Raw genomic sequence first — 21,781 nt, forward strand, 5'->3', positions numbered from 1 at the left:
CCGGAGACAATGCCTCCGGCCTGCGGTTACATGGTGGGCGATGAGGGATTCGAACCCCCGACCTTGTGCGTGTAAGGCACCTGCGCTAGCCACTGCGCCAATCGCCCGCAGGCATGGGAAGTGTAGCACAGGACAGCCCACGGCTCACTCCACCATGGCATGCCCACGACCCGTCGCTCCCCGCGACGCGCGTGCGGCACGGCTCGAGGCACGGCCCGCCACGCCCACGGCGCGCGACCGGCCTGGCTCACCGCACTCGTCGCCCTTCTACCTCGCCCACAACCGTCCCTCCATCGCGCGCCGCGTATACTTGGAATGTTGAATACGCGCCGGCACAGCCCGGCCGCACGTTAGGAGACGTCTCATGACCAGCGCCACCACCCTGCTCGAGCTCTGCGACCTGCTCGATGCCAACGATATTCTCGTAAGCGGCATTCCCGAGGAGGCAGACACGAATGTGACCGGAGCCGCCTGCGACTCGCGCTGCGTCCACGAGGGCAACGTCTTCTTCTGCAAGGGACGTGCCTTCAAGCCCGCCTTCCTCACCTCTGCCCTCGAGACGGGCGCCGTCGCCTACATCTGCGACCCGGACCACGCCGAGGAGCTCACTGCCACCGCGCCTTCCGCACCCGCGATTGTGACCAGCGACATGCGCCGCGCCATGGCCCTCGTCTCCGCCGCCGCCTTTGGCAGGCCCGACCTCGACGTCCCCCAGATTGGTATCACGGGAACCAAGGGCAAGTCGACCACCGCGTACATGCTGCGCTACATCATCGACGCCGAGAACGGCGAGAAGACCTGCGGCATCATCGGTTCAATCGACACCTATGACGGCGCGGAGGACATCGAGTCCACCAACACCACGCCCGAGGCACCCGACCTCTGGCGCCACCTCGCCAACGCCCGCGAGCATGACCTCTCCGCCATGGTGATGGAGATCTCGAGCCAGGCGCTCAAGTATGACCGCAGCCTCGGCCTCTCGCTCGACGTCGCGGCGTTCCTCAACATCGGCGCGGACCACATCTCCGCCGTCGAGCACCCCACCTTCGAGGATTACTTCGCCAGCAAGCTCAAGATCTTCTCCCAGTGCGACAACGCCGTGATCAACCTCGGCACCGCCCACCTCGAGCGCGTCCTCGACGCGGCGCGTGCCGCCGGCGTCGAGAGCATCGTCACCGTCTCGACCTCTGGCGCCGATCCCGTCGAGTGCGGCAGCTGCGACATGGTCTACCCGGACATCTGGGCGACCGACATCAAGCCCCTGGGCACCCAGCTCACCTTCGTCGCCCATGGCACGGATGCCCCCGAGGAAGACGGCGAGCGCGTCGAGTGGCAGCTCCCTGTCACCATCAACTTCCCCGGCCTCTTCAACGTGGAGAACGCCCTCGTCGCCATCGCCTGCGCCAAGCTGCTCGGCGTAAGCGACGCTGCCATCGTAGCGGGCCTCGCCGCCTGTCGCGTTCCCGGCCGCATGGAGCTCATCGGCAAGCCGGATTCCAAGGTGCTCTGCGTCGTCGACTATGCGCACAACACCCTCTCCTACCAGAAGTTCTTTGCGTCCATGACCGAGGAGTTCCCTGGCAGGCGCATCATCGCCCTCATCGGGGCGCCCGGCGGCAAGGCGTTCGAGCGCCGTGTCGAACTCCCGCGCGAGGCCGCTCGCTGGGCGTGCCACATCGTCACCACCGAGGAGGACCCGGCGCACGACTCGAACGAGGAGATCTGCCGCGAGATGGACGGCAACGTGCCCGAGGGCGCTACGCTCGCCGATGGCATTCCCGTGACGCACGAGTACGTGCTCGATCGCGAGGAGGCCGTCGCCCGCTGCCTCGACGTCGCGCTCGGCTATGAGGAGCCGTCGCTCGTCTGTCTGCTTGGCAAGGGCGATGAGACGCTCATCCACCGCGGCGACGAGTTCCAGACGATGGTGCCCGACGGCAAGGCATTCGAGAACGCAGCCGCTGCACGCGGCATCGAGCTCTAGGGGGATGGACATGGCTGGTTATCTCACGTTTCCGGAGCGCCCCACCGGCGAGCTCGCCGAGCGCCTGCGCAAGGTCCGCTACGTCATCACGGACGCGGACGGCACCATGTTCACGGGCGCCAAGGCCACGGTGAACTCCGCCGGGGAGCCCTGTGCAGACCTCGTTCAGACGTTGGTCGAGCTCACGCGCGCCGGCGTCTCCGTCATCCCGTGCACCGGCCGCAACCGCGCCATGATCATGGAAGATGCCCGCGTGCTGGGATTTCCCGGTTGGATTGCGGAGATGGGCGGCGTGGTGTGCACCAAGCAGGCCAGCCAGCCCGAGTGGCACTACTTCTGCGGACGTATGCCGTATGACGAGACCTGCGGCAAGACGCCGCACGACGTGATCTGGGAGACCGGCGTCATCGATGCGATGCTCGAGCGTTGGCCCGGCCATCTCGAGACCTACCACGACAACGGCATCGGCTTCGAGTACCGCGAGGTCACCATCGCCATGCGCGGCGACGCGCCCGAGGAGGAGATGCAGGATATGCTCGACCACTGCGGTCTGCCCCTGTACCTTTCCGACAACGGCATGGTCGACCACATCTCCGGCGAGACGACCCTCAATGTCGACCGCGCGAACCCGCAGGGCATCCACACGTACCACATCACACCTGCCGGCGTGAGCAAGGGCACCGGCATCCTGCGCTTTATCGAGCTCGCGGGCCTGGCTCCCGAGGAGGTTCTCGGCGCGGGCGACTCCCCGGCAGATTGCGTGATTGCAGACGCCGTGGGCACGTTCCTGTTCATGTGCAACGGCCTGAGCCACGATCGCGCGGAGGAGGAGATCTCCGCCCGCGACAACATCCTCGTCTCTACGAAGCGCTCGACCGATGGCTGGGTCGCTGCCATGCGCGGTCTGCTCGCCGCGAAGGAGTAGCTACCCGCGCGGGCGCGGGACCGCGCGCATCCATCCGGCCCTGCAACAGCCTGGCGCACGCAACAGCCCGGCGCGACGCGCCGCCAGCGAGCCCATAGCCCCCGTTCTGCCACGCCGGCCCTCCGCCATGCTTCTCAGTAGCCGCCGCTAGTTCGACCCCGTCTCGAGCAGAGCCTTCAGGTAGTCGCTCCTAGAACTAAGCACGCGATCGACGAAGACGCTGTCTCCCACCCGATAAAAGGCAAGATAGAAGCCAGCGATCACGAACCTGTACGGAGTAGAAATGGGGCTTATCGAAGACAGGGGCGTTCCTGATTCCGGGAAGTCCGCAAGCAACTCCACGCGGGACAGGATCGAATCAATCACCTTTGACGCCGCGCGCGGGTTCTCGCATTCTTCAGCGAGATAGCTCCATATGCTCTCGAGGTCGCGATTCGCAAGCGGAGAGAAGACGACCCTCTTAGGCATGGGTCACTTCTCGATTTGAGAAGCGCGAACGGATGTCGTCCATGGATAGCCAGCCGTCGCGCTCGCCAGACGCGCGACCCGCCTCGAGCTCGTTGAACAAGCTGCTCGCAGCGGACAGGCGATCGTAATCGGCAATATCAAGAATCGCATACCTGCCATGGCCGTTTCTCGTAAGAAAGACCGGCGAGCCCACCTGGACGTTCGAAAGGACGTCGTTGTAGCTTCTCAAGTCAGACACGGGTTGAATCTTTGGCATGAGATGCTCCTTCGCTAGATTTTACGAAGTATTCTACATTGAATTTTACAACAACCCATGCATATAAATCCTAGCTACGCGCAGGGCGACACACCCCGAAACGCCAACGCCTACCTCTTGTAAGGAATCCGGCCCGATTCTGGCCCCAAGCCCTTACAAGAGGTAGGCGTTGTGCTCTGTCGCGCCGCGCCGCCAGCGACCGCCAGCGAGCCCATAGCCCATAGCCCCGTTCTGCCGCGACTCGGCGTCGGCGAGCCCGCGGACCCACCCCGCGGTCCCCGCGGCGTGCCGGCGCGGTGCCGCAGCCGCGGCCGACACGGAGCGCCCGCGGCCGACACGGAGCGCACGCGGTCGGCAAGCGCCCCAGGACATGAGAAGGCCCGGGACGGGCATCGCGGGGCAAGCCATCCGCCGCGCATGGCGCGGGGAGCCTTGCGTGCGACGCCGTACCGGGCCTCACTCAAGCCAGTTCGCTAGGAAGCGAAATTAGAAATCGATGTCCGTGTCGTAGTAGCAGGCCTTCAGGATCTTCTCGAAGTCGGCGGCCTTCGTCTCACGCGGGTTCTCCGGCGTGCAGGCGTCCTGCTCGGCGTTCGCGGCGATCTCGGGGAGCTTCGCGAGGAACTCCTCCTCGGAGACCATCTGCGGGTGCTCGTCGTCGACCTTCACGCCGCCGTTGGCGTAGTCCTTGATGGACTGCGGGATGTTGAGCTGGTCGTTGAGATCGCGGATCTTCTGGACGAGCGCGGCGATGAGCTCCTCGTTCGTCTCGCCGGGAAGGTGCAGGACCTCCTTGGCAACGTAGGCGTAGCGCTCGGCGGCACGCGGGTCCTTGGAGTTCCACTGGATGACCTTGCCGAGGTACATGGCGTTGGCGGCACCGTGGATGATGTGGCCGTTCTCGAAGGCGGCACCGGTCTTGTGGGCCATGGAGTGCACGATGCCGAGCAGGCCAGAAGAGAAGGCGATGCCGGCGATGCACTGGGCCTCGTGCATGTGCTGACGGGCCTCCTTGTCGCCCTCATAGGACTTCGGGAGCCACTCGGCGATCTCGCGGATGCCGTGAAGGGCGTTGGCGTCGGTGAACATGGACGCGAACGTGGAGACATAGGCCTCCATGCAGTGCGTCAGGGCATCCATGCCGGTGTGGGCGCAGAGCTTGGCGGGCATGGAGTAGGTGAGCTCGGGGTCGACGATGGCGACGTCCGGGGTGATGTTGAAGTCGGCGAGCGGGTACTTGATGCCCTTGGCGTAGTCCGTGATGACGGAGAACGCGGTGACCTCGGTAGCGGTGCCGGAGGTCGAGGAGATGGCGCAGAAGTGGGCCTTCTGGCGCAGCTCGGGGAAGGAGAACGGCTGAATGATGTTGTCGAAGGACTCCTCGGGATACTCGTAGAAGACCCACATGGCCTTGGCGGCGTCAATCGGGGAGCCACCGCCGAGGGCGATAATCCAGTCAGGCTGGAACTCGCGCATGGCCTCGGCGCCCTTCATGACCGTCTCGATGGAAGGATCGGACTCGACGCCCTCGAACAGCTTGACCTCGAAGCCGGCGTCCTCAAGATCCTTCTGGATGTCCTGCAGGAAGCCGCCGCGACGCATGGAGCCGCCGCCGCTGACGATGATGGCCTTGGAGCCCTTGAGGTTCTTCACCTCGTGACGAGCGCCCTCGCCAAAGTAGAGGTCACGCGGATTGGTAAAACGACCAGCCATAACGATCCTCCAAATCAATCTCCGGTGGAATGCCACCGGTATCCGACGGCAAGAACCGCCGGCTTTCCCCAGAAGACAGGCGATATCCCCACGCCTGCCACGAATGCGGCGAACGCGAATCCCCTTCGCATGGACGCCACAGGGTTAGGTCCGTTCTGATCGAACGCGGCTCTCAATAGGCCACAGTTCGAAGGACTCAACCACGTGGAAGTTTATCCGGCGAGCGGTTTCTCCAAACGCTGTTTTCCGTAAGCGTGGAGTAATGACCGCCCGCGGAAATTCTCAATCCGTCGATTTACAAGACGGATTGACCTCGTTCCGGTAGACAATTAAATGCCAGCTCAAATGGGTTGTTCATTGATTCATGTACAACTTTGGACCTCGAACGGGGTCCAAGCGGGCTCGACGCTACAGGCCAGACTCAGCAATCGCAGAGACGGCCTCGCGGATGACCGCAGGCGGCTGCACGAGCGCCATACGCACGAAGCCCTCCCCCGCGGGACCGAAGCTGGCACCCGGCGTCACGATGACACCGGCCTTTTCCATAAGCTCTAGCACAAACTGCATCGAATCCGTGCGCCCATGCGGAAGACGCGCCCAGACGAACATCGAGCCATGCGCGTTGGGAGTTCCCAGCCGATTGATTCCAGGCCATCGCACAGGGCATCACGACGCTCCTGGTAGAGCAGCTCCTGGGTGCGAACGGAATCGCGAGGGCCGTTGAGCGCCGCGATGGCAGCGTATTGAATGGGCAGGAACATGCCGTAATCGCTCTGGCCACGGAGCTTTCTCGTAGCCGCGATGACATCGGCGCGGCCGATAAGGAAACTCACGCGAGCGCCCGTGACGTTGAAGGACTTGGAGAGACTGAAGAACTCGACGCCAACCTCGGCCGCACCGGGATTCTCAAAGAAGCTATGGCCCTCGCCGCCATCGAAGATGATGTCGCTATAAGCGTTGTCATGGACGATCAGGAGGTCATGGGCGCGGGCAAACTCGATGATCTGGGCATAGTTCTCCGGCGTGCCCACCGAACCAACGGGGTTTGCGGGCAGAGAAACCACCATGTACTTCGCACGGTCCGCGACGGCGGGGTCGATGGCGGAGACATCCGGCAGGAAGCCGTTCTCCTCCGCAAGCGGATAGAAGGCGAGGTCGGCGCCGGCAATAAGGGCAGAGGCGCGGAAGAGCGGATAGCAGGGGTCGGGCACAAGCACGAGGTCGCCCTCGTCGAGGAGGGCCTCCGCCATGCGACCCATGCCCTCCTGCGTTCCGTTCACACTCATAATCTGATCGGGGGTAAGCCCGGTAACGCCGAAGCGGTCTGCGTAGTAGTCGATGACGGCCTGGGTGAGCTCGGGAAGATCTGCCAGGGCATACTTCCAGTTCTCGGAATCCTTGGCAGCCTCGACAAGAGCGTTCTTCACGTGCGCGGGCGGCTCGAAGTCCGGCGTACCCACAGAAAGGTCGATAACCGTGCGGCCCGAAGCCTCGAGCTCGCGGCGGCGAGCGTTGAGCGAGGCAAAGACCTCGCTGCCGAACCGGTCGAGACGCTTCGAGAACTGCATGTGAACCTCCGTCGCTGGACACGACGCGCCTTGAGGCGCGTTTTTTGTGACCTGCGATTGTACGTCGGAGTTCGCCGGACGCTCGGCTTATTTCTCAAGACTTTCCAACATCGCAACACAAGCGGCGGAAACGTCGCGGTAGGTGTCATCGAAATTGTGAGTCCACCAGGGGTCGGCGACGTCGCGCACGGAACCATCGTGCATACGAGCACGAGGACGCAGCGGAGAATCCTCGGGAACGAAGGAGAGGAGCTTCACGCACTTGCCCTCCGGATCGCCCGAGAAGATGCGGTTAAGATCGCGGCCGTTGCTCGAGTCCATGTAGACGATGTAGTCCCAATCCGCGTATTCGCCGGCCCGAATGAGGCGAGCGCGGTGATGTCCCACGGGAACGCCAACCTCATTCAGCTTGTTGACCGTACCGTAGTGAGGCGGATTGCCAAGCTCCTCGTCACACGTGCCGGCGGAGTCAATCACGAACTCGCCCTCGCGTCCCGCGCGACGGACGAGGTCCTCCATAACGAACTGAGCCATGGTCGAGCGACAGATGTTACCGAGGCAGACAAACAGGATGCGATGCATGGAGGCACTCCGAGTCTCAGGGTGGGCGGACGGCTGAGCAACCATAGTAACGAAAAGGTGACAAAGGGACTGTCCCTTTGTCACCTTTGGCTAGGCGACGGCGCCCTCGATGTGAAGGGTGGACCCCGTACGGCCCGCCTCGACCACGATCTTGCGATCGATGCTGGTGCGAAGCTCGTCAACGTGGCTGATGATGCCCACGAGCTTGTTCGAGCCCGAGAGCTCGGTGAGCGTGCGCAGCGCGAGCTGCAGGGACTCCTCGTCAAGCGTGCCGAATCCCTCGTCCACAAACATCGTGTCGAGCTCGATGCCGCCAGCGTTCGCCTGCACCACGTCCGAGAGGCCAAGCGCAAGCGCGAGCGACGCCTTGAAAGACTCGCCGCCGGAGAGCGACGACGCCGCGCGCGGGCGCCCGGTAAAGGAGTCGCGAACGTCGAGGTCGAGACCCGATTGTGCCGCACCCGAACCGCTGCGCTGTCCGCTATGGCGGACAAGCTCGTAGCGTCCGTCCGTCATCACGAGCAGACGGCGGTTTGCCGCTGCAAGGACGCGATCGAACCAACGAGCTTGCAGGTACGTCTCGAACGTGATGCGCTCCTTGCCCACGAGGGTTCCGCCTGCGGTCTTGGCGAGAGAATCCAGCTCACCAAAGCGCGCATTTACCGTCGCAGCGCGATCGCCGAGCTCCTCAAGCTGGCGCTCGATCCCCCTGTTTGCCTCACGGCGCTGCTCTGCGGCCGCCTTCTGACGGGCAAGCTCGTTCGCTCTGGCTCGAGCCAGGTTGAGCTGCGACTCGAGCTCATCGGCGGATATGGAATCATCGACATCGAGCGCGGAGATCTGCGCCTCCAGCGTATTGGCTCGTTCCTCGAGTTTTGAGACCGCAAGCTCTCGATCCGAGAGGTTGCCTTGGGCCGCTTCGAACGCAGAGACAAGGTCCTCGAGTTCACTTCTCATGTCCTCAAGCCGTGCCGATGCCGTCGCCTCGTCCTCGAACGAAAGCCCTTCCGCGAGCGACTCGGCCTTAGCCGTCGCCTGGGTAAATGCCTGCCTTAGGGACTCCAGTCGAGAGCGAAGCTCGTTTGAGCGCCTCTCTGCCTTGGCAATCTCGGCCTCGAGACTCGTCGCCCTGTCGGCAGAGGCCACGCGAGCGTCCTCGTTTGCCTGGGCGGCGCGGCACCCCTCCTTCGTATCCTCAAGCACGAGCTTCGCCTGTTCGAGCCTCTCGCTAGCAACCGAAGCGTCAGCCGTAGACAGTGAGGCAATGAATTGGTCGAGGGCGGATTCCGCGGCGGCGTGCGCACGCGAAGCCTGTTCGGCGCTCGAACGCGCGTCATCAAGCGCCGCGGCACTATCCTTTTCTCGCTTTTCAGCCGACTTGATCAGTTCGCGCAGCTCAGCAAGCTCGTTGAGGGCCCGCTCTGCCTTCGATCTGTCCGCCTTGGCGGCATCGAGCTGAGTCGCGAGCTTCTTGCCAAGAGACGCGACTTCCTCCGCGGTTCCAACCTGCTCCTGGAGGCGCGCCAGCTCAGCCGCTGAGCCATCCGCCTTTTGACGGGCGGCAGACGCGGCGTTGGACCTAGCATTTGCGGCCTCGCTCGCCGCATTAAAGGCGGCCTCTGCGTTCTTCACGTCTTCCTCGGCCGGAGCTTCATCTGCGAGAACGGCGGGATTGGGGTGCTCGATGGAGCCGCAAACCGGGCACGGTGCCCCGTTCACGAGGTCTCGCGCGAGGATACCCGCTTGAGCATCCATAAAAGCTCGCTGCACACGAGAGTAGGCACCTCGAGCAGACTCGAGGGCCTCTCGCGCGGCACAGTATTCATCCTGCGCCTTAGCCAGCGCCCTTTCATCGGCCTGGGCAGCCTTCTCCCTCGCCTGGAGGTCGCGATGATCCTTGCGAGCCTGATCGACGCGTCGCTCGAGGTCTTCCACGAGCGCCCTCGCCCGCGCCGCGGCACCAGAGGCGTCCGAGAACGACGCCTCCCGAGACCTCAGCTCGGACAGCGCAGTCACCGCCGCCCTGGCAGCCTCATCCAAAGAGGAACGGTGCTTCTCGGCTTGTTCTGCACCCTTCTTGAGCTCGACCAAGGCATTCTTACGTCGCGCGAGCTCTGCGCATCCGGCAACAGCTTCTTCTGCATCCCTGACGCTCTGAGCAGCAGTTTCTTGGGCCACCTTAGCCTCAGCAAGCTCCGCGGGAGCTTGAGAGAGATCGGCCGCCTTCTTGCGAGCCTCCACGAGCTCGGACCGCATGGCCCCGAGATTACCCGCCGCCTCTTGCAAATCCCCCTCGGCATCGCGAACCCCCTGCGCTGCCTCGCGAACCTCCTCGCGCGCGCGACCAAGCTTCGCGTATGACTCGAGCTCACGCGAGAGAACGGTCACGGAATCTGAAAGCTCCTTGCGCCTGGGTCCAGTCTTCGAGCATTCATCGAGCTCCGCCCTCGCCGCCTCGACACTCTCGCGTGCGATGGCGAGCTTTGAGACCGTCTCCTCAAGGGAGGCTTTCGCCGCCCGCACCTGACCAGCACGCTCCGAGAGGGCCGTCAGAGTCTCAACCCGAACCGCGGCGGCAGAGGCTTCTTCCGCGAGCGCGCCGAGAATCGCCTCGTCGGCGGTGTCTTGCTCGGCAATGAGGGCAAGCATGTCCTCGGCATCCGGAGCCTCAGAGGCCCCAAGCGCATCACGTCGCTCGCGACGCGTAGACGTGGCGGCGTCTCCTGCCTCCTCGCCCTCCTCAGCAACCTCGGCCTCGTCAGAAATCGAAATCATGGGGGCAAGCGCCAGAAGGCGGTTGCGGACCGTCTTGCTGTCATCCTCAAGCTTGTCGCGGCGACGCTTGAGCGCCTTCTGGAACTCGTCATAGGGAGCAGTGCCAAATAGCTTGCGCAAAATGGCAGCACGTTCCTTTGTGCCCGCGGAAAGTAGGCGGCGGAAATCTCCCTGAGCAATCATCACGATCTGCGAGAACTGCGACCGATCGATGCCGATCAACTCCAAGATGGCGGCGTCTACGTCGCGCGTCCCCGTTATGGGAGCGGCCTCCGGCATACGAAGCTCCGCATCCGCGGTCTGTGTCGTCAGACCGTCGCCACGAAGCTTGGGGCGCTCGTACTCGGGATTGCGGCGAATCGTGTAACGCTGGCCACGATGCTCGAACTCGAGCTCGACGAACGTCGGGGTGGCAGCCGAGGCGAAATCGCTGCGCAGGCTACGTGCGGTGCGATCTTGGCCGCTGGGAGATCCGAACAGGGCAAACGAGACGGCATCGAAGATCGTGGTCTTGCCGGCGCCGGTATCTCCGCAGACGAGGTAGAGACCCGTGGACCCCAAACTCGCGAAATCAACCACGACCTCGCCAGAGTACGGACCGAACGCGCTCATCGTGAGCTTAATGGGCCTCATCTACATCACCTTGATTCGCTCGAGTTCCTCGGTCACGACGGCAAGCTGGCCGTCAGAAAGGGGTGCACCATTCTGGCGCTCATAAAACTCGTTAAAGAGTTCGAGGGGACTTGCTTCGTCAGTAGCGGGAGCGTCATGCATGGTCAGACCCTCCGCACGGGTGCGAGCGTTGTCATAGGCAACGCTCATGACGTTGGGGTAGACATCGCGAAGACGTGCCATCGCGTCAATCGCAGGGTTCTCGTCCGTAAGAAGCACATGCAGATAGTCATGCGAATCCGCCGCGCCAACCACCTCTGGCGAGACGAGACGATCGAGAGGTCCGCGAATACGCCGCAGGTCATGAAGGGGTCTGAGAGGAATAAGCTCTATCGCGGGAGAATCGCCTGCGGCGCCCAGCCCGACGAGCACGGCGGACTTCTGACCATCCGCCTCAGAGAGCGAATACTTGAGAATCGACCCCGAATACCTGAGACGCTCGCTTCCCACGCGCTGCGGACCATGGATGTGCCCCAGGGCCACGTAGTCGAAAGGCTCAAACACGCCGGCGTCAACGTTGTCCAAACCACCCACAGAGACCTCCGAGTCGCAACGCTCCGGCGTAAAGGCGCCCGCCGTCACAAACTGGTGAGCCACGGCGACGTTGCGCACGGCACCCGCACCCTCAATGCGCCCCAGGTCACAAGCCTCAACGACCACGCGCATGGCATCTGTGTAGTTCTCAACCGTTGCATCGGGGAAATAGTGGCGAACGGTCGCCGGACGCAGGAAGGGGATAGGCCAGATTCGCACCGGGCCCCACTCGTCCTCAAGCTCGACAGAATCAATCGAGCCGTTAAAGACGGGAGACACGTACACCCCACGACGTGCGAGCGAGGCCGCCGCATAGCCCACGCGCTCCGCGGAGTCATGGTTACCAGGAACAACCACGGCCGGCACGCCCGACTGCGCCACCCCATCAAAGAACCAGTCGACCATGGAGACCGCCTCCGAGCTGGGAGAGGGCTTGTCATATAGGTCTCCCGCAACGAGCAAGGCGTCAACGGTGCCCCCACGCAGCAGGTCTAGGACCTGCGTGAGAATATGGCGCTGATCATCCAACATGGAGAACTCGCACACACGCTTGCCGATGTGCAGGTCTGCGATGTGAAGAAGTCTCATGGTGTCTCCCGGTGTGAGCAGGGTGAATGTCATTGATTAGTGATTGTACGGTTACATGCGGACATTAAGGGCGCGCCTTACGGGACGTCCCATAAGGTCATTCGGCATCAACACCATCTTGGTATGGTGGCGCCGCGCACCATTGCCACACATATTTGAGGAATGGCTACCTGCACGCACCGCCTCACAAAAGAGAATTACTCAAGCGAGCTCTCGCGACGCATGCGCATGCTCCGATTCAAGAGTGGATATACGCAAGAAGAAGTGGCGCAACGAGCTGGCATCTCCACGTACACCTATCAAAAGTTTGAAAAGGGCGAGTCGCGTCCGGGCCATCCGATGAACCCGACGCTTTCGACCCTCATCGCCCTTTCAGACGTCTTTGACATCGACGTGCGCGATCTCTTTACTGTCGACTATGATGCCTTTAGTCCCGTTGACGGGGAGGAGACTCCCGCCGAGACTTCGGACACCTTGACGGATGCGCCTCAAAGCGACGCGCAAAATCACAGCTAATACGCCTGAGTGGCCCAAGCCCCAGGCAGCAAAGGGGCTCGCATGTACGGTCTTCAGGCCGAGGCGCACTTCGACGGCGCCCACTTCCTCACCAACTATTACGGCAAGTGCGAGAACCTCCACGGCCACCGCTGGCGTGTCGTAGCGACCATCGAGGTTGAGGATCTGCAAGATGGCACGAACGGCGAAGGCGCCCTGAGAGATAACGGCACCGTCACGAATGATGGCACCATGCGCGACATGGTCGTCGACTTTGGCGTGTTCAAGCGCATCGTCGCCGAAGTCGCCGACGAGCTTGACCACACCTTCCTTGTGGAGGAGGGCTCGCTTGCGCCCGCAACCGTCGCCGCCCTCGAAAGCGAAGGCTTCACGCTCACCATGCTGCCGTTCCGAACCACGGCCGAGAACCTAGCCCGCTGGTTCTTCGATCGCCTTGCCGAGCGCAACCTCCCCATCTCCCAAATCGAGGTTGACGAGACGCCCAACAATCGTGCCTTCTATGCCCGCGATGGGCATGTGGGAAGGTAACTACCTGCGGTTTATTCGCCTGCATCGAACAAGCCGTGGCATCATTGTGAGCTCCCCGTTCGCGGCTACTTAGTGTCCGCAATACGTTGCATCATGGGTTCGAGAGATACGAACAACTGTTTGCACGGAGGCGAGACATGAACACATTTTGCAGCACGGTGGGCATCGGCCCCTCGACCGCGCGCGACCCGTCGGATACGGGCCACGTCTACCTCTGCATCGACCTCAAGAGCTTCTACGCCTCTGTCGAATGCGCCGATCTAGGGCTTGACCCCTTTAAGGAGAACCTCGTCGTAGCAGACACGAGCCGCGGCCCCGGCACCATCTGCTTAGCCCTCTCCCCCGCCATCAAGGCCTGCGGTCTTTCGGGCAGGCCACGTCTTTTCGAGATACCGCCCAATATCCGCTACCGGGCAATTAGACCGCACATGCGTCGCTATATGGAGGTCTCGGCGCAAATCTATGGCATATACCTGCGCTTTATTGCCAAGGAAGACATTCATGTCTACTCGGTCGACGAGTGCTTCATAGATGCCACGCCCTACCTCTCCCTCTACGGGACGGATGCCATGGGCCTCGCCCGCATGCTAATGGACGCCGTCAGTGCCGAGACGCACATCTGCGCAACGGCGGGCATCGGCACCAACCTCTTTCTCGCGAAGGTCGCGCTCGACATCCTAGCCAAACACGAGGAGAGCCACATCGGCATGCTCGACGGTGAGCGCTTCCGTCGCCTGATCTGGTACCACCGTCCCATAACGGACATCTGGCAGATTGGTCCGGGCATCGCAAGACGCCTCGCGCGCTATGGCGTCTATGACCTCGCCGGCGTTGTACTCATGGACGAGCCTCTGCTCAGGCGCGAGTTTGGCGTCAACGCGCGCCACCTCATGGAGCATGCGCGAGGCATCGAGAACTGTTCGATCGAGCAAATCCAGGCCTATGAGCCAGAGCGGCACTCCATCAGTACGGGGCAAGTGCTCACGCGTCCCTACACAACGGATGAGGCCCTCACCATCGTCCGCGAGATGGTCGACGAGGCCGTGCTCGATCTCGTGGGCAGTCGCCTCGCCTGCGGGCACGTCTCGTTATGGGTTGGCTACGAGGTTGACCATGCGGAGTGGGAAATCGCGATGATGCGGCGCGGCCCCCATGCAGCCACCTCCCACAAGCTCTCGGCCCACACCTGCTCACGAGAGGCCCTCATGGGTGAGTTGGAGCGCATGTACAACGACGTGGTCGACCCTGCCCGCAAGGTAAAACGCCTCACCATCGGCTTTGGTGACCTCGTAAGCCAGGAAGAAGCAGAGGTCACGCTCTTCACAGACCTCGAGGCAGAGGCGGCAGAGCGGCGTCTCGCCGAGGCGGCGCTCGCGGTAAAGAGTAGATTCGGCAAGAACGCGCTCGTGCGTGGCAGGAGCCTGCGCGACGAGGCAACGGGCATGGAAAGGAATGCTCAGGTGGGAGGCCATCATGCATAGGATGTACGCGACAAATGACGCCACGCGCAATACGGACGCTGCACAGTTCATGCCATTTGCGGCCCTCACGGGCTTCGAGGAGCTGGCGGCCGAGCAGGCGAACGCGGGTGAGGCAAGACACACCCTCACGGAGGAGCGCACCGAAGAGATATCGCGGATGCTCGTGCGTCTACGCAAAGGTGACTTGGTAGAGGCCACCTACTACGGGCGCGACCGCTATCACACCACGATTGGCAAGGTTCGCCAGGTAGACAGCACATTCCGCATGCTCATACTAATTGGGGAAGGAGGCCAGCCCGACGCACGCATCCTATTCGAAGACATCTGGAACCTTCGCCCGGTGGCGAGCTAAGAATGATTCCGCCAGCTACAGCAGCGCGCGAATCTCCGCGAGCGAAGTGGCGAAGTGGATGCCGTTCTGGCGCTCATGGGTGGAGAGCCCCATCTCGATCATGAGGGCCAGCTGCGAGGCGAGAGAATCGTAGAAGCCGCCGAGGTTATAAAGGATGCACGGAGCGTCGAGGTGCCCCAGCGCGACCTCGCTCATGACCTCCGCGATCTCCTCAAGCGTGCCCGTACCACCGGGGAACGCCACGAACGCGTCGCCAAGCTCAATCATCGTGGCCTTACGCTCGGCCATCGTGTCGGTAACGATGAGACGCGTGAGCTCATCGTACTGGAACTCGCGCTCGATGAACTCGCGCGGCTCGACGCCCGTCGCCTCGCCGCCCGCCGCGATAACGCTCTGAGCAAGCTCGCCCATGAGTCCGCTCTTGGAGCCTCCGTAGACCAGCGCATTACCAGACTCGCCGATCCACGCACCAAACTCTCGCACCGCGGTCTTGAGCGCCGGGTCCCTGCCCTCGCTCGCACCCAGGTAGACCGTGATATTCATAAGCGTCCTTTCACAAAAGCAAAGCGGTGGCCGGCTAAAGCGCGCGGCCACCGCCTCATCGGAAATCAACGTCGCACCGGCACGCTTGCGCGGGCGATTCGCGCCGGGCCCTCGCACCGCGCCACCCCGGGCTCGCGCCCATCGAACGATGCCCGGTTCAAGGCGAGCGCGCAGGGCAACACCCTCGGCAACTCTGTCGAGCTAGAACGTAACGTTGCCAAACTCATTGAGCGTGAGGCCCTCGTTGTGGTCCACGGCATAGTCAAGGTTCCACTGGCTCGTGAAGAGCAGCAGCTTGCCCCCGCGCATGTCCTCGACGCGGCAGGTGTCGCGCGTGAGGTTGAGGGCGCGGACAGCCTTCTCGTCCATATCGCCATCAATCCAGCGAAGCATCTGGTACGGAAGGGCCTGACGATAGACCTCGACGTGGTACTCGCTCTTGAGGCGCTGCTCGAGGACCTCGAACTGCAGCACGCCCACGACGCCGACGATAACGCTCTCCATGCCGGCGCCAAGCTCGCGGAAGATCTGGATGGCGCCCTCCTGGGCGAGCTCCTCCATACCCTTCACGAACTGCTTGCGCTTGAGAGTGTCGACCTGCGAAATGCGTGCGAAGTGCTCGGGCGAGAAGGTGGGGATGCCGGAGAAGCGCACGGGAGGCTTGCCGGTGCACACCGTGTCGCCAATGGAGAAGATGCCCGGGTCAAACAGTCCGACGATATCGCCGGCATAGGCCTCGTCCACGATGGCGCGATCGTCGGCCATCATCGACGTACCCGTGGCGAGCTTGAGCGAGCGCTCGCCCTGCACGTGGTAGGCGGTCATGCCGCGCTCGAACTTACCCGAGCAAATGCGCACGAAGGCGATGCGGTCGCGGTGGTTCTTGTCCATGTTCGCCTGGATCTTGAACACGAAACCGCTGAAGTCATCACGCGTGGGAGGCACGGGCTCGCCCGTAAGGCAATCCGTATAGGCGCGTGGAGCCGAGGTAAGGCGCAGGAATTCCTTAAGGAACGGCTCGACACCAAAGTTGGTGAGGGCAGAGCCAAAGAACGCGGGCGACAGCTTGCCGCAGGCGACGGCATCGAGGTCCAGCTCGTCACCGGCGCCGTCGAGAAGCTCGATGTCATCCATCAGAGCACGGTGGTTCTCCTCGCCAATCAGCTCGTCCATGGAGGGGTCGCCGAGCTCGGCCTCAATCTCCGCAACCTTCTTGGTGGCATTGGCGCGACCCTCGCCCTCAAAGGCAATGACGTGACGGGTCTGGCGATCGAAGACGCCGCGGAAGTTGCGGCCACTACCGATGGGCCAGTTCATGGGATACGTATTGATGCCGAGAACGTTCTCGATCTCCTCCATGAGCTCAAAGGGATCGCGCGCGTCATGGTCAAGCTTGTTGACGAAGGTAAAGATGGGAATGTGACGCAGCGTGCAGACCTTGAAGAGCTTCTTGGTCTGAGCCTCGACGCCCTTCGCGCCGTCGATAACCATGACGGCAGCGTCGGCAGCCATGAGGGTTCGATAGGTGTCCTCGGAGAAGTCCTGGTGGCCAGGGGTGTCGAGGATGTTGACGCAGTGGCCCTCATAGGTGAACTGGAGCACCGAAGAGGTGACGGAAATGCCGCGCTCCTTCTCGATATCCATCCAGTCAGAGACCGCGTGCTTCGAGCTACTCTTGCCCTTGACCGAACCGGCGGTCTGAATGCTGCCGGTATACAGGAGGAGCTTCTCGGTAAGGGTGGTTTTGCCGGCGTCCGGGTGCGAAATAATCGCGAACGTGCGGCGCGAGGAAATCTGGTCTTCAAGGAAAGACATGCAATTGTTCCTTCATCGTGCGGTTTTGACTCGAACATTGTAGCGAGAAGCAGGGATAACGGCGTGCCGAATGCCGCGCGGCACCCGCAACGCGCCCGTTCGCCCCAGTATCTTCACGTGAGGCGAATCGGCTCGTCAGGCAAGTGCGGTTACCACCCCGTCAGGCGAACGGGGCATCTTCCTCAAATGCTATTCCTCGCCAGCGGTCGCCCCGGTGGCACGACGGGCGTAATCGAGATAGCCGGACACGCTGTAGTGGTCCGCCCCATCGCTGGCGGGATTGCCCGAGCCGCCAACAACCCCCAGGTAGCCACCGTCGACCTGACCACCATCAGAGTTGACCACAAGAGCATACCAGTGGCCAAACTCATGCTTGGGCTTACGAAGCTGGCAGGCAAGCGTCAGCTTCGTGTCGCCCTCCTGGCGATAGAAGGCGCCGGCGCGGCGAAGGGTCTCGAGGCGCTCTCCGTCCATCCAGAAGCACATGAACGGAGTCTCGAACGCATCCGTGAGGGTGCCCGCCATGCTGTTGTACACATAGCAAAAGAGCGCGCGTTCACGTCCTTGAGCAAGCAGGTCAACCTCGGATTCCTTGAGCTTGAACGTCACCGTAGTGATGGCTCCATGCTGGCCCTCCGCCTCGCAGACGTCCGTGACGGCGGTCTTGACCTGGAAGAAGAACGTCTCCGGCTCCACACCAGGATGCTCAAGCTGCTGCTTGAGGTTGAGGGATACGACGTCGATGCCCATGTCCGCCGGGGGACGTAGCGCATCGAGCCCATTGCGATAGAGCGAGCTCATCAGCTGGTACTCGCCGGTATAGCCGTTGTAGAGAAGGTCAAAGAAGTCTGACGACACGATAATTCCTCCGGTAAATCAAGAAACGGAACCAATACGGTGCTGGCGCGCCAGCACGACGACGGGACGATTCGGGGCCCATGGTGCTTGCGCATCAGCACGACGACAGGACGATTCGGGGGCCACGGTGCTTGCGCGCCAGCATGACGGCGCGACTCGGAGCCGGCGGATGACTGCGCGTGGCTGCCAACCAAACCCGCAGCTACAGGTCTTTGATAAAAAAGTGGTCCATCGCAACGTGCCCGGGACTGACCGGATCGATGGCGCGATAGCCAAGCTTCTCATAAAGGTTGATCGCCGCCTTAAGCTTCGAATGGGTCTCGAGATACAGAGACCTGTAGCCCAGCTCACGGGCGGCCTCCTCAACCAGCCCAACGAGGCGCGTACCCAAACCATGGCCCTTTGCCTCGTCTGCCAGATAAAGCTTCTGCAACTCAGCCGTGCCCTCGAGTGGCAAGAACTCAGCCAGGTCACAGCCGCCGAGCACACGCTCATCGTCATCTACGGCAACGTAGTAACGGCGGCGCGTAGGGTCTTCGTCGTAGAAGCCACTCAGGTGCATGATCTCGGGGTCAAAGAAGGCGGTACCCGGAATGTCGAGCCCGACCGCCGCGAGGTTACCGCGCGCGATGGTGCCCATCGCTTCGTCGTCATCCGCGGTTATGGGCCTGATCGTCATGCCACCCACAAAGCCTCCTAGCAACCAGATTCACTTAGGAACTGATGGTAGCCGATACGTGGCGATCGTTCATAGCCAACAAGTTAGGCACCGTCAGCACGGCCCTGGCCAGGTGTCACCTTGCCACCCATTGCGCCCGGCGTTACCGTGACCCTTACATGGGAATACCCATGGAAGGCTCTCCCCTCAGAACCCGAATTCGACCGAGGCAACGTATGGAACCCGAGCAACAGTCACGCAGCGACGAGATCCGCGAGCTCCTTATCGAGCTCCGCGCCCACCTCGCCGCCTTCCTCAAGCGAACGTTTAACATCCGCGAGGGCCGTGCGCCCTATGCCGTCATTCGCAAGCGCTTCGTAAATGGCGCCCGCCTCGATGGCACGCATCTCTGCATCCTCATCGTCGCCATGTTGATCGCCTGCATCGGCCTCGACACCAACTCGGACATCGCCATCGTCGGCGCCATGCTCATCTGCCCGCTCATGGGGTCCGTACTCGCCACGGCCTATGGCATCGCCACGCTTGACCGCCGCCTCACAATCGAGGCAGTTGCAGGCCTTGCCGTGCAGATGGCCCTCTGCCTCGTAACCTCCACCATCTATTTCAGGCTCTCGCCCATCGCCTCCACGACTGCCGCCCTGGTCGACAACTCGACACCCACCATCTGGGACCTCGCCGTAGCACTCGCAGGCGGCTTCGCCGGTGGCCTCGGCAACTCGAGAAACCAGGAGCCTGCGACCCTCATCTCGGGCGTTGCCGTGGCAACGGCTCTCATGCCTCCGCTTTGCGCCGCCGGCTACGGCATTGCCATGGTTGACGTCTCGTTCTTCCTCGCGGCGCTCTATGAGTTCGGCATCAACGTCGTCTTCATCGCGTTGGCGGCCGAGGCCGTACTCCTCGCCCTGCGCGTTCCCCTCCATCGCGACCTCAACGACGACGGCGTCGTCGACCCCGAGGAAGCCTGGCTTTCAGACATCCTTTCGCGCAAGGTCCGCCGCTACGTGGTCCTGGGCACCATCATCTTTGCCATCCCCTGCGTCATATTCACGGCGGGCTCGATTGGATCGGCGAGCGAAGGCGTCGAGGACGGCTACGGCGTCATGGAAACGACGCGCGAGCTCCAAGCCATTCTCCCGGGCTTCGAGAGCTACTCGGTCGGCGTAGACGTCTCCTCAGACGACGAGGCAAACTCGCAGGTCACGCGTGAGACCGTCGCCCACGTAGTCACGGACGACTCCCTTGACGAGCGCTCTCGCGAGACCGTCGAGAGGCTCATCCGCCTCAACGTGCCCCAACTCGACCGTGTGGAATTCACCTCGCAAACGGAGTAGCACGAACGTGACGAGCCGCGGCCACATGCCTCGCCGCCGACTACCCAGACGCGCGTACCAGCGAGCAACCATCCGCCGAGAAGAGCCACCTGGCCAAATTTGCACATCAGGCTCTCGAATATTCAAGCGCTTGCTAAAATAATGCAATTCTAGCGTCGGCCTCATTGGAGCCATCATGGATAGTAGCCAGACGAACACTGCTCTTACGCCCCGACAGTCGCTCGCCGTGGGCATTACCCTCTTCTCGATGTTCTTCGGCGCTGGCAACCTCATTCTGCCTTCGCCGCTGGCCCTCAAAGCGGGAACCAATTGCGTCCCCGCCATGATCGGATTCCTCATCGCGGGCATCGGCCTGCCCGTCCTTGGCATCGTAGCCGTGGCACTCGCGGGCACCGCCCGCGAGCTCGCCAATCGCGTTCACCCCATCTTCTCGAAGGTCTTCGTCGCCGCGATCTACCTCTCAATCGGCCCGTGCCTGGCCATTCCCCGCACCAGCTCGACCGCGTTCGAGATGCTTATCCCCCTGATCCCAGAGGGCATCTCAGTCGACACCACGCGTCTCGTCTTCTCCATCGCATTCTTTGCCGTCGCCTTCGGACTCGCCATGCACCCCGGCGCGCTCACGAAGCTGCTCGGCCGTATCACCGGTCCCGCGCTCATCGTCCTGCTCGTGATGGTCGTGGGATCCACGCTCATCGCCCCGGCCGGCACCACCCAGGCGCCGCAGCCGCCCTATGACAACGTTGCGCCCATCCAGGGTTTCCTCGCGGGCTACCAGACGATGGATCTGCTCGCGTCCCTCACCTTCGGCATCATCATCGCCGAGAACATCCAGGCCCTCGGCGTCACCGATTCGCACGGCATCATGCGTGAGGTCTCCCGCGCCGGCGTGGTCGCAGGCGTGCTCATGGCCCTCGTCTACTGCGGCCTTGCCTTCGTGGGCGTGACCTTCGGCTCGGTCATGCCCGACGCCACCAACGGTGCCGTCATCCTCACCGCCGCTGCCACGCTGCACTTTGGCTTTGCCGGCACCGTGATCATCGCTGCCATCTACCTGCTTGCCTGCCTCAACGTGTGCATTGGCCTCATCAGCTGCTGTGGCACCTACTTCTGCGAGAACTTCACCGGCTCCGCGAGTACCGGTGTCGACGAGAATGGCAGGCAGGCTAACCCGACCTATCGCATCTGGGCCGCCGGCTTCGCCATCTTCTCCTGCTTCGTCTCGAACTTTGGCCTCGATGCCATCCTGACGTTCTCCGTGCCGCTACTGAACGCCCTCTACCCCGTTTCGATCTTGCTCGTCCTCATGGGTATGGCGCACCGCGCGTGCGATCGCTTCCCACTCGTTTGGCCATGGGCCATCGGCGTGACAACCGTCGTGAGCGTCGCCACGTCCATCCGCGACGCTTTCTTCAAGGGTGCGTCGTTGGTTCTCGACTCTCTGCCGCTCGCAGACATCGGACTCGGCTGGATCCTGCCCGCCGCATGCGCCGCCGTCGTTGGCATCGTCGTCTCTGTGGTTAAGAACGGGGTGGCCGAGAAGAACTAGCGGGCTCGGCATCGCAGCCCTGGGCGCCACTGCAGATGGTCAAAGAAACAAAGCCCGGATCCAT

20 protein-coding genes and 1 tRNA gene are annotated in these 21,781 nt (G+C 62.6%); 8 read left to right on the forward strand and 13 right to left on the reverse strand.

From position 1 onward, the window contains the following. Positions 1-31 precede the first annotated feature (31 nt). Positions 32-107 (reverse strand) — tRNA-Val (locus ABCN07_RS05270). Between the two features lie 257 nt (positions 108-364). Here ABCN07_RS05270 and ABCN07_RS05275 point away from each other — a divergent pair. After that, positions 365-1,984 carry a Mur ligase family protein gene (locus ABCN07_RS05275; RefSeq protein WP_343005706.1) on the forward strand — a complete coding sequence of 540 codons (1,620 nt, stop codon included), beginning with the start codon at positions 365-367 and terminating at the stop codon, positions 1,982-1,984. A 10-nt stretch (positions 1,985-1,994) separates the two neighbouring features. Next, complete coding sequence (locus ABCN07_RS05280) at positions 1,995-2,909, forward strand: HAD family phosphatase (protein ID WP_343005707.1); 915 nt, start codon at positions 1,995-1,997, stop codon at positions 2,907-2,909. A 147-nt stretch (positions 2,910-3,056) separates the two neighbouring features. On the opposite strand, the gene ABCN07_RS05285 is transcribed toward ABCN07_RS05280, so the two are convergent. The 8 genes from ABCN07_RS05285 to ABCN07_RS05320 all read right to left on the reverse strand — a co-directional run bounded on the left by ABCN07_RS05285 (position 3,057) and on the right by ABCN07_RS05320 (position 12,065). Next, complete coding sequence (locus tag ABCN07_RS05285) at positions 3,057-3,377, reverse strand: type II toxin-antitoxin system RelE/ParE family toxin (protein ID WP_343005708.1); 321 nt, start codon at positions 3,375-3,377, stop codon at positions 3,057-3,059. Further along, positions 3,370-3,633, reverse strand: coding sequence for a prevent-host-death protein (locus ABCN07_RS05290; RefSeq protein WP_343005709.1), 264 nt, complete (start codon positions 3,631-3,633; stop codon positions 3,370-3,372). The genes ABCN07_RS05285 and ABCN07_RS05290 overlap by 8 nt, the downstream gene beginning before the upstream one ends. 486 nt (positions 3,634-4,119) lie before the next feature. After that, entirely contained in the window at positions 4,120-5,346 is a 1,227-nt protein-coding gene (locus ABCN07_RS05295; RefSeq protein WP_343005710.1) for an iron-containing alcohol dehydrogenase, read from the reverse strand. Positions 5,347-5,754: 408 nt separating this feature from the next. Next, on the reverse strand, positions 5,755-5,904 hold the full coding sequence (locus ABCN07_RS05300; protein ID WP_343005711.1) for a hypothetical protein: 150 nt from the start codon (positions 5,902-5,904) through the stop codon (positions 5,755-5,757). Further along, positions 5,898-6,914 carry an aminotransferase class I/II-fold pyridoxal phosphate-dependent enzyme gene (locus tag ABCN07_RS05305; protein WP_343005712.1) on the reverse strand — a complete coding sequence of 339 codons (1,017 nt, stop codon included), beginning with the start codon at positions 6,912-6,914 and terminating at the stop codon, positions 5,898-5,900. The genes ABCN07_RS05300 and ABCN07_RS05305 overlap by 7 nt, the downstream gene beginning before the upstream one ends. An 87-nt stretch (positions 6,915-7,001) precedes the next feature. Then, positions 7,002-7,496: a low molecular weight protein-tyrosine-phosphatase gene (locus ABCN07_RS05310; protein ID WP_343005713.1), complete on the reverse strand. Its 495-nt coding sequence runs from the start codon at positions 7,494-7,496 to the stop codon at positions 7,002-7,004. 90 nt (positions 7,497-7,586) lie between these two features. Beyond that, positions 7,587-10,904 (reverse strand): SMC family ATPase, encoded by a 3,318-nt coding sequence (locus tag ABCN07_RS05315; protein ID WP_343005714.1) that lies wholly within the window; start codon positions 10,902-10,904, stop codon positions 7,587-7,589. Next, entirely contained in the window at positions 10,905-12,065 is a 1,161-nt protein-coding gene (locus ABCN07_RS05320; protein ID WP_343005715.1) for an exonuclease SbcCD subunit D, read from the reverse strand. It lies immediately after the preceding gene. 162 nt (positions 12,066-12,227) lie between these two features. Between ABCN07_RS05320 and ABCN07_RS05325 the strand changes: the two genes are divergently transcribed. The 4 genes from ABCN07_RS05325 to ABCN07_RS05340 all read left to right on the forward strand — a co-directional run bounded on the left by ABCN07_RS05325 (position 12,228) and on the right by ABCN07_RS05340 (position 14,942). Beyond that, the gene (locus tag ABCN07_RS05325) at positions 12,228-12,581 is read left to right on the forward strand and encodes a helix-turn-helix domain-containing protein (protein ID WP_343005716.1); all 354 of its coding nucleotides are present in this window, start codon (positions 12,228-12,230) and stop codon (positions 12,579-12,581) included. A gap of 42 nt (positions 12,582-12,623) precedes the next feature. Continuing rightward, positions 12,624-13,109, forward strand: a complete 486-nt coding sequence (locus tag ABCN07_RS05330) for a 6-carboxytetrahydropterin synthase (RefSeq protein WP_343005717.1) — start codon at positions 12,624-12,626, stop codon at positions 13,107-13,109. Between the two features lie 137 nt (positions 13,110-13,246). Continuing rightward, positions 13,247-14,590, forward strand: a complete 1,344-nt coding sequence (locus tag ABCN07_RS05335; RefSeq protein ID WP_343005718.1) for a DNA repair protein — start codon at positions 13,247-13,249, stop codon at positions 14,588-14,590. Further along, positions 14,583-14,942: a YolD-like family protein gene (locus ABCN07_RS05340; protein ID WP_343005719.1), complete on the forward strand. Its 360-nt coding sequence runs from the start codon at positions 14,583-14,585 to the stop codon at positions 14,940-14,942. Before ABCN07_RS05335 ends, ABCN07_RS05340 begins: the two co-directional genes overlap by 8 nt. 15 nt (positions 14,943-14,957) lie before the next feature. Here the strand turns inward: ABCN07_RS05340 and ABCN07_RS05345 are convergent, their stop codons facing one another. The 4 genes from ABCN07_RS05345 to ABCN07_RS05360 form a co-directional block, all read right to left on the reverse strand. Beyond that, positions 14,958-15,485 carry a TIGR00730 family Rossman fold protein gene (locus tag ABCN07_RS05345; protein ID WP_343005720.1) on the reverse strand — a complete coding sequence of 176 codons (528 nt, stop codon included), beginning with the start codon at positions 15,483-15,485 and terminating at the stop codon, positions 14,958-14,960. Between the two features lie 201 nt (positions 15,486-15,686). Continuing rightward, the gene (locus ABCN07_RS05350) at positions 15,687-17,300 is read right to left on the reverse strand and encodes a peptide chain release factor 3 (RefSeq protein WP_293814351.1); all 1,614 of its coding nucleotides are present in this window, start codon (positions 17,298-17,300) and stop codon (positions 15,687-15,689) included. A gap of 189 nt (positions 17,301-17,489) precedes the next feature. Then, a complete protein-coding gene (locus ABCN07_RS05355; protein WP_343005721.1) occupies positions 17,490-18,158 on the reverse strand; it encodes a hypothetical protein in 669 nt (222 codons plus the stop codon). Positions 18,159-18,360: 202 nt separating this feature from the next. Further along, on the reverse strand, positions 18,361-18,837 hold the full coding sequence (locus tag ABCN07_RS05360; protein WP_343005740.1) for a GNAT family N-acetyltransferase: 477 nt from the start codon (positions 18,835-18,837) through the stop codon (positions 18,361-18,363). 215 nt (positions 18,838-19,052) lie between these two features. Between ABCN07_RS05360 and ABCN07_RS05365 the strand changes: the two genes are divergently transcribed. Together ABCN07_RS05365 and brnQ are read left to right on the forward strand one after the other, a co-directional pair. Next, entirely contained in the window at positions 19,053-20,168 is a 1,116-nt protein-coding gene (locus ABCN07_RS05365) for a DUF389 domain-containing protein (protein WP_343005722.1), read from the forward strand. 175 nt (positions 20,169-20,343) lie between these two features. Next, positions 20,344-21,717: a branched-chain amino acid transport system II carrier protein gene (gene brnQ, locus ABCN07_RS05370; RefSeq protein WP_343005723.1), complete on the forward strand. Its 1,374-nt coding sequence runs from the start codon at positions 20,344-20,346 to the stop codon at positions 21,715-21,717. The last annotated feature ends 64 nt before the right edge of the window (positions 21,718-21,781 follow it).

Origin of the sequence: Collinsella sp. 1033st1_E11_1033SCRN_220408 (assembly GCF_039062465.1) — a bacterium.
In the GTDB taxonomy this organism is placed as follows: Bacteria; Actinomycetota; Coriobacteriia; order Coriobacteriales; family Atopobiaceae; genus Parolsenella.

What these genes read in the sequence shown, in the direction of transcription:
- ABCN07_RS05335 (WP_343005718.1), top strand. Translation starts at nt 13,247, where the DNA reads ATGAACACATTTTGCAGCACGGTGGGCATCGGCCCCTCGACCGCGCGC.
- ABCN07_RS05325 (WP_343005716.1), top strand. Translation starts at nt 12,228, where the DNA reads ATGGCTACCTGCACGCACCGCCTCACAAAAGAGAATTACTCAAGCGAG.
- ABCN07_RS05305 (WP_343005712.1), bottom strand. Translation starts at nt 6,914, where the DNA reads ATGCAGTTCTCGAAGCGTCTCGACCGGTTCGGCAGCGAGGTCTTTGCC.
- ABCN07_RS05290 (WP_343005709.1), bottom strand. Translation starts at nt 3,633, where the DNA reads ATGCCAAAGATTCAACCCGTGTCTGACTTGAGAAGCTACAACGACGTC.
- brnQ (WP_343005723.1), top strand. Translation starts at nt 20,344, where the DNA reads ATGGATAGTAGCCAGACGAACACTGCTCTTACGCCCCGACAGTCGCTC.
- ABCN07_RS05275 (WP_343005706.1), top strand. Translation starts at nt 365, where the DNA reads ATGACCAGCGCCACCACCCTGCTCGAGCTCTGCGACCTGCTCGATGCC.
- ABCN07_RS05280 (WP_343005707.1), top strand. Translation starts at nt 1,995, where the DNA reads ATGGCTGGTTATCTCACGTTTCCGGAGCGCCCCACCGGCGAGCTCGCC.
- ABCN07_RS05340 (WP_343005719.1), top strand. Translation starts at nt 14,583, where the DNA reads ATGCATAGGATGTACGCGACAAATGACGCCACGCGCAATACGGACGCT.
- ABCN07_RS05320 (WP_343005715.1), bottom strand. Translation starts at nt 12,065, where the DNA reads ATGAGACTTCTTCACATCGCAGACCTGCACATCGGCAAGCGTGTGTGC.
- ABCN07_RS05345 (WP_343005720.1), bottom strand. Translation starts at nt 15,485, where the DNA reads ATGAATATCACGGTCTACCTGGGTGCGAGCGAGGGCAGGGACCCGGCG.
- ABCN07_RS05295 (WP_343005710.1), bottom strand. Translation starts at nt 5,346, where the DNA reads ATGGCTGGTCGTTTTACCAATCCGCGTGACCTCTACTTTGGCGAGGGC.
- ABCN07_RS05315 (WP_343005714.1), bottom strand. Translation starts at nt 10,904, where the DNA reads ATGAGGCCCATTAAGCTCACGATGAGCGCGTTCGGTCCGTACTCTGGC.
- ABCN07_RS05285 (WP_343005708.1), bottom strand. Translation starts at nt 3,377, where the DNA reads ATGCCTAAGAGGGTCGTCTTCTCTCCGCTTGCGAATCGCGACCTCGAG.
- ABCN07_RS05365 (WP_343005722.1), top strand. Translation starts at nt 19,053, where the DNA reads ATGGAACCCGAGCAACAGTCACGCAGCGACGAGATCCGCGAGCTCCTT.
- ABCN07_RS05330 (WP_343005717.1), top strand. Translation starts at nt 12,624, where the DNA reads ATGTACGGTCTTCAGGCCGAGGCGCACTTCGACGGCGCCCACTTCCTC.
- ABCN07_RS05350 (WP_293814351.1), bottom strand. Translation starts at nt 17,300, where the DNA reads ATGTCTTTCCTTGAAGACCAGATTTCCTCGCGCCGCACGTTCGCGATT.
- ABCN07_RS05360 (WP_343005740.1), bottom strand. Translation starts at nt 18,837, where the DNA reads ATGACGATCAGGCCCATAACCGCGGATGACGACGAAGCGATGGGCACC.
- ABCN07_RS05310 (WP_343005713.1), bottom strand. Translation starts at nt 7,496, where the DNA reads ATGCATCGCATCCTGTTTGTCTGCCTCGGTAACATCTGTCGCTCGACC.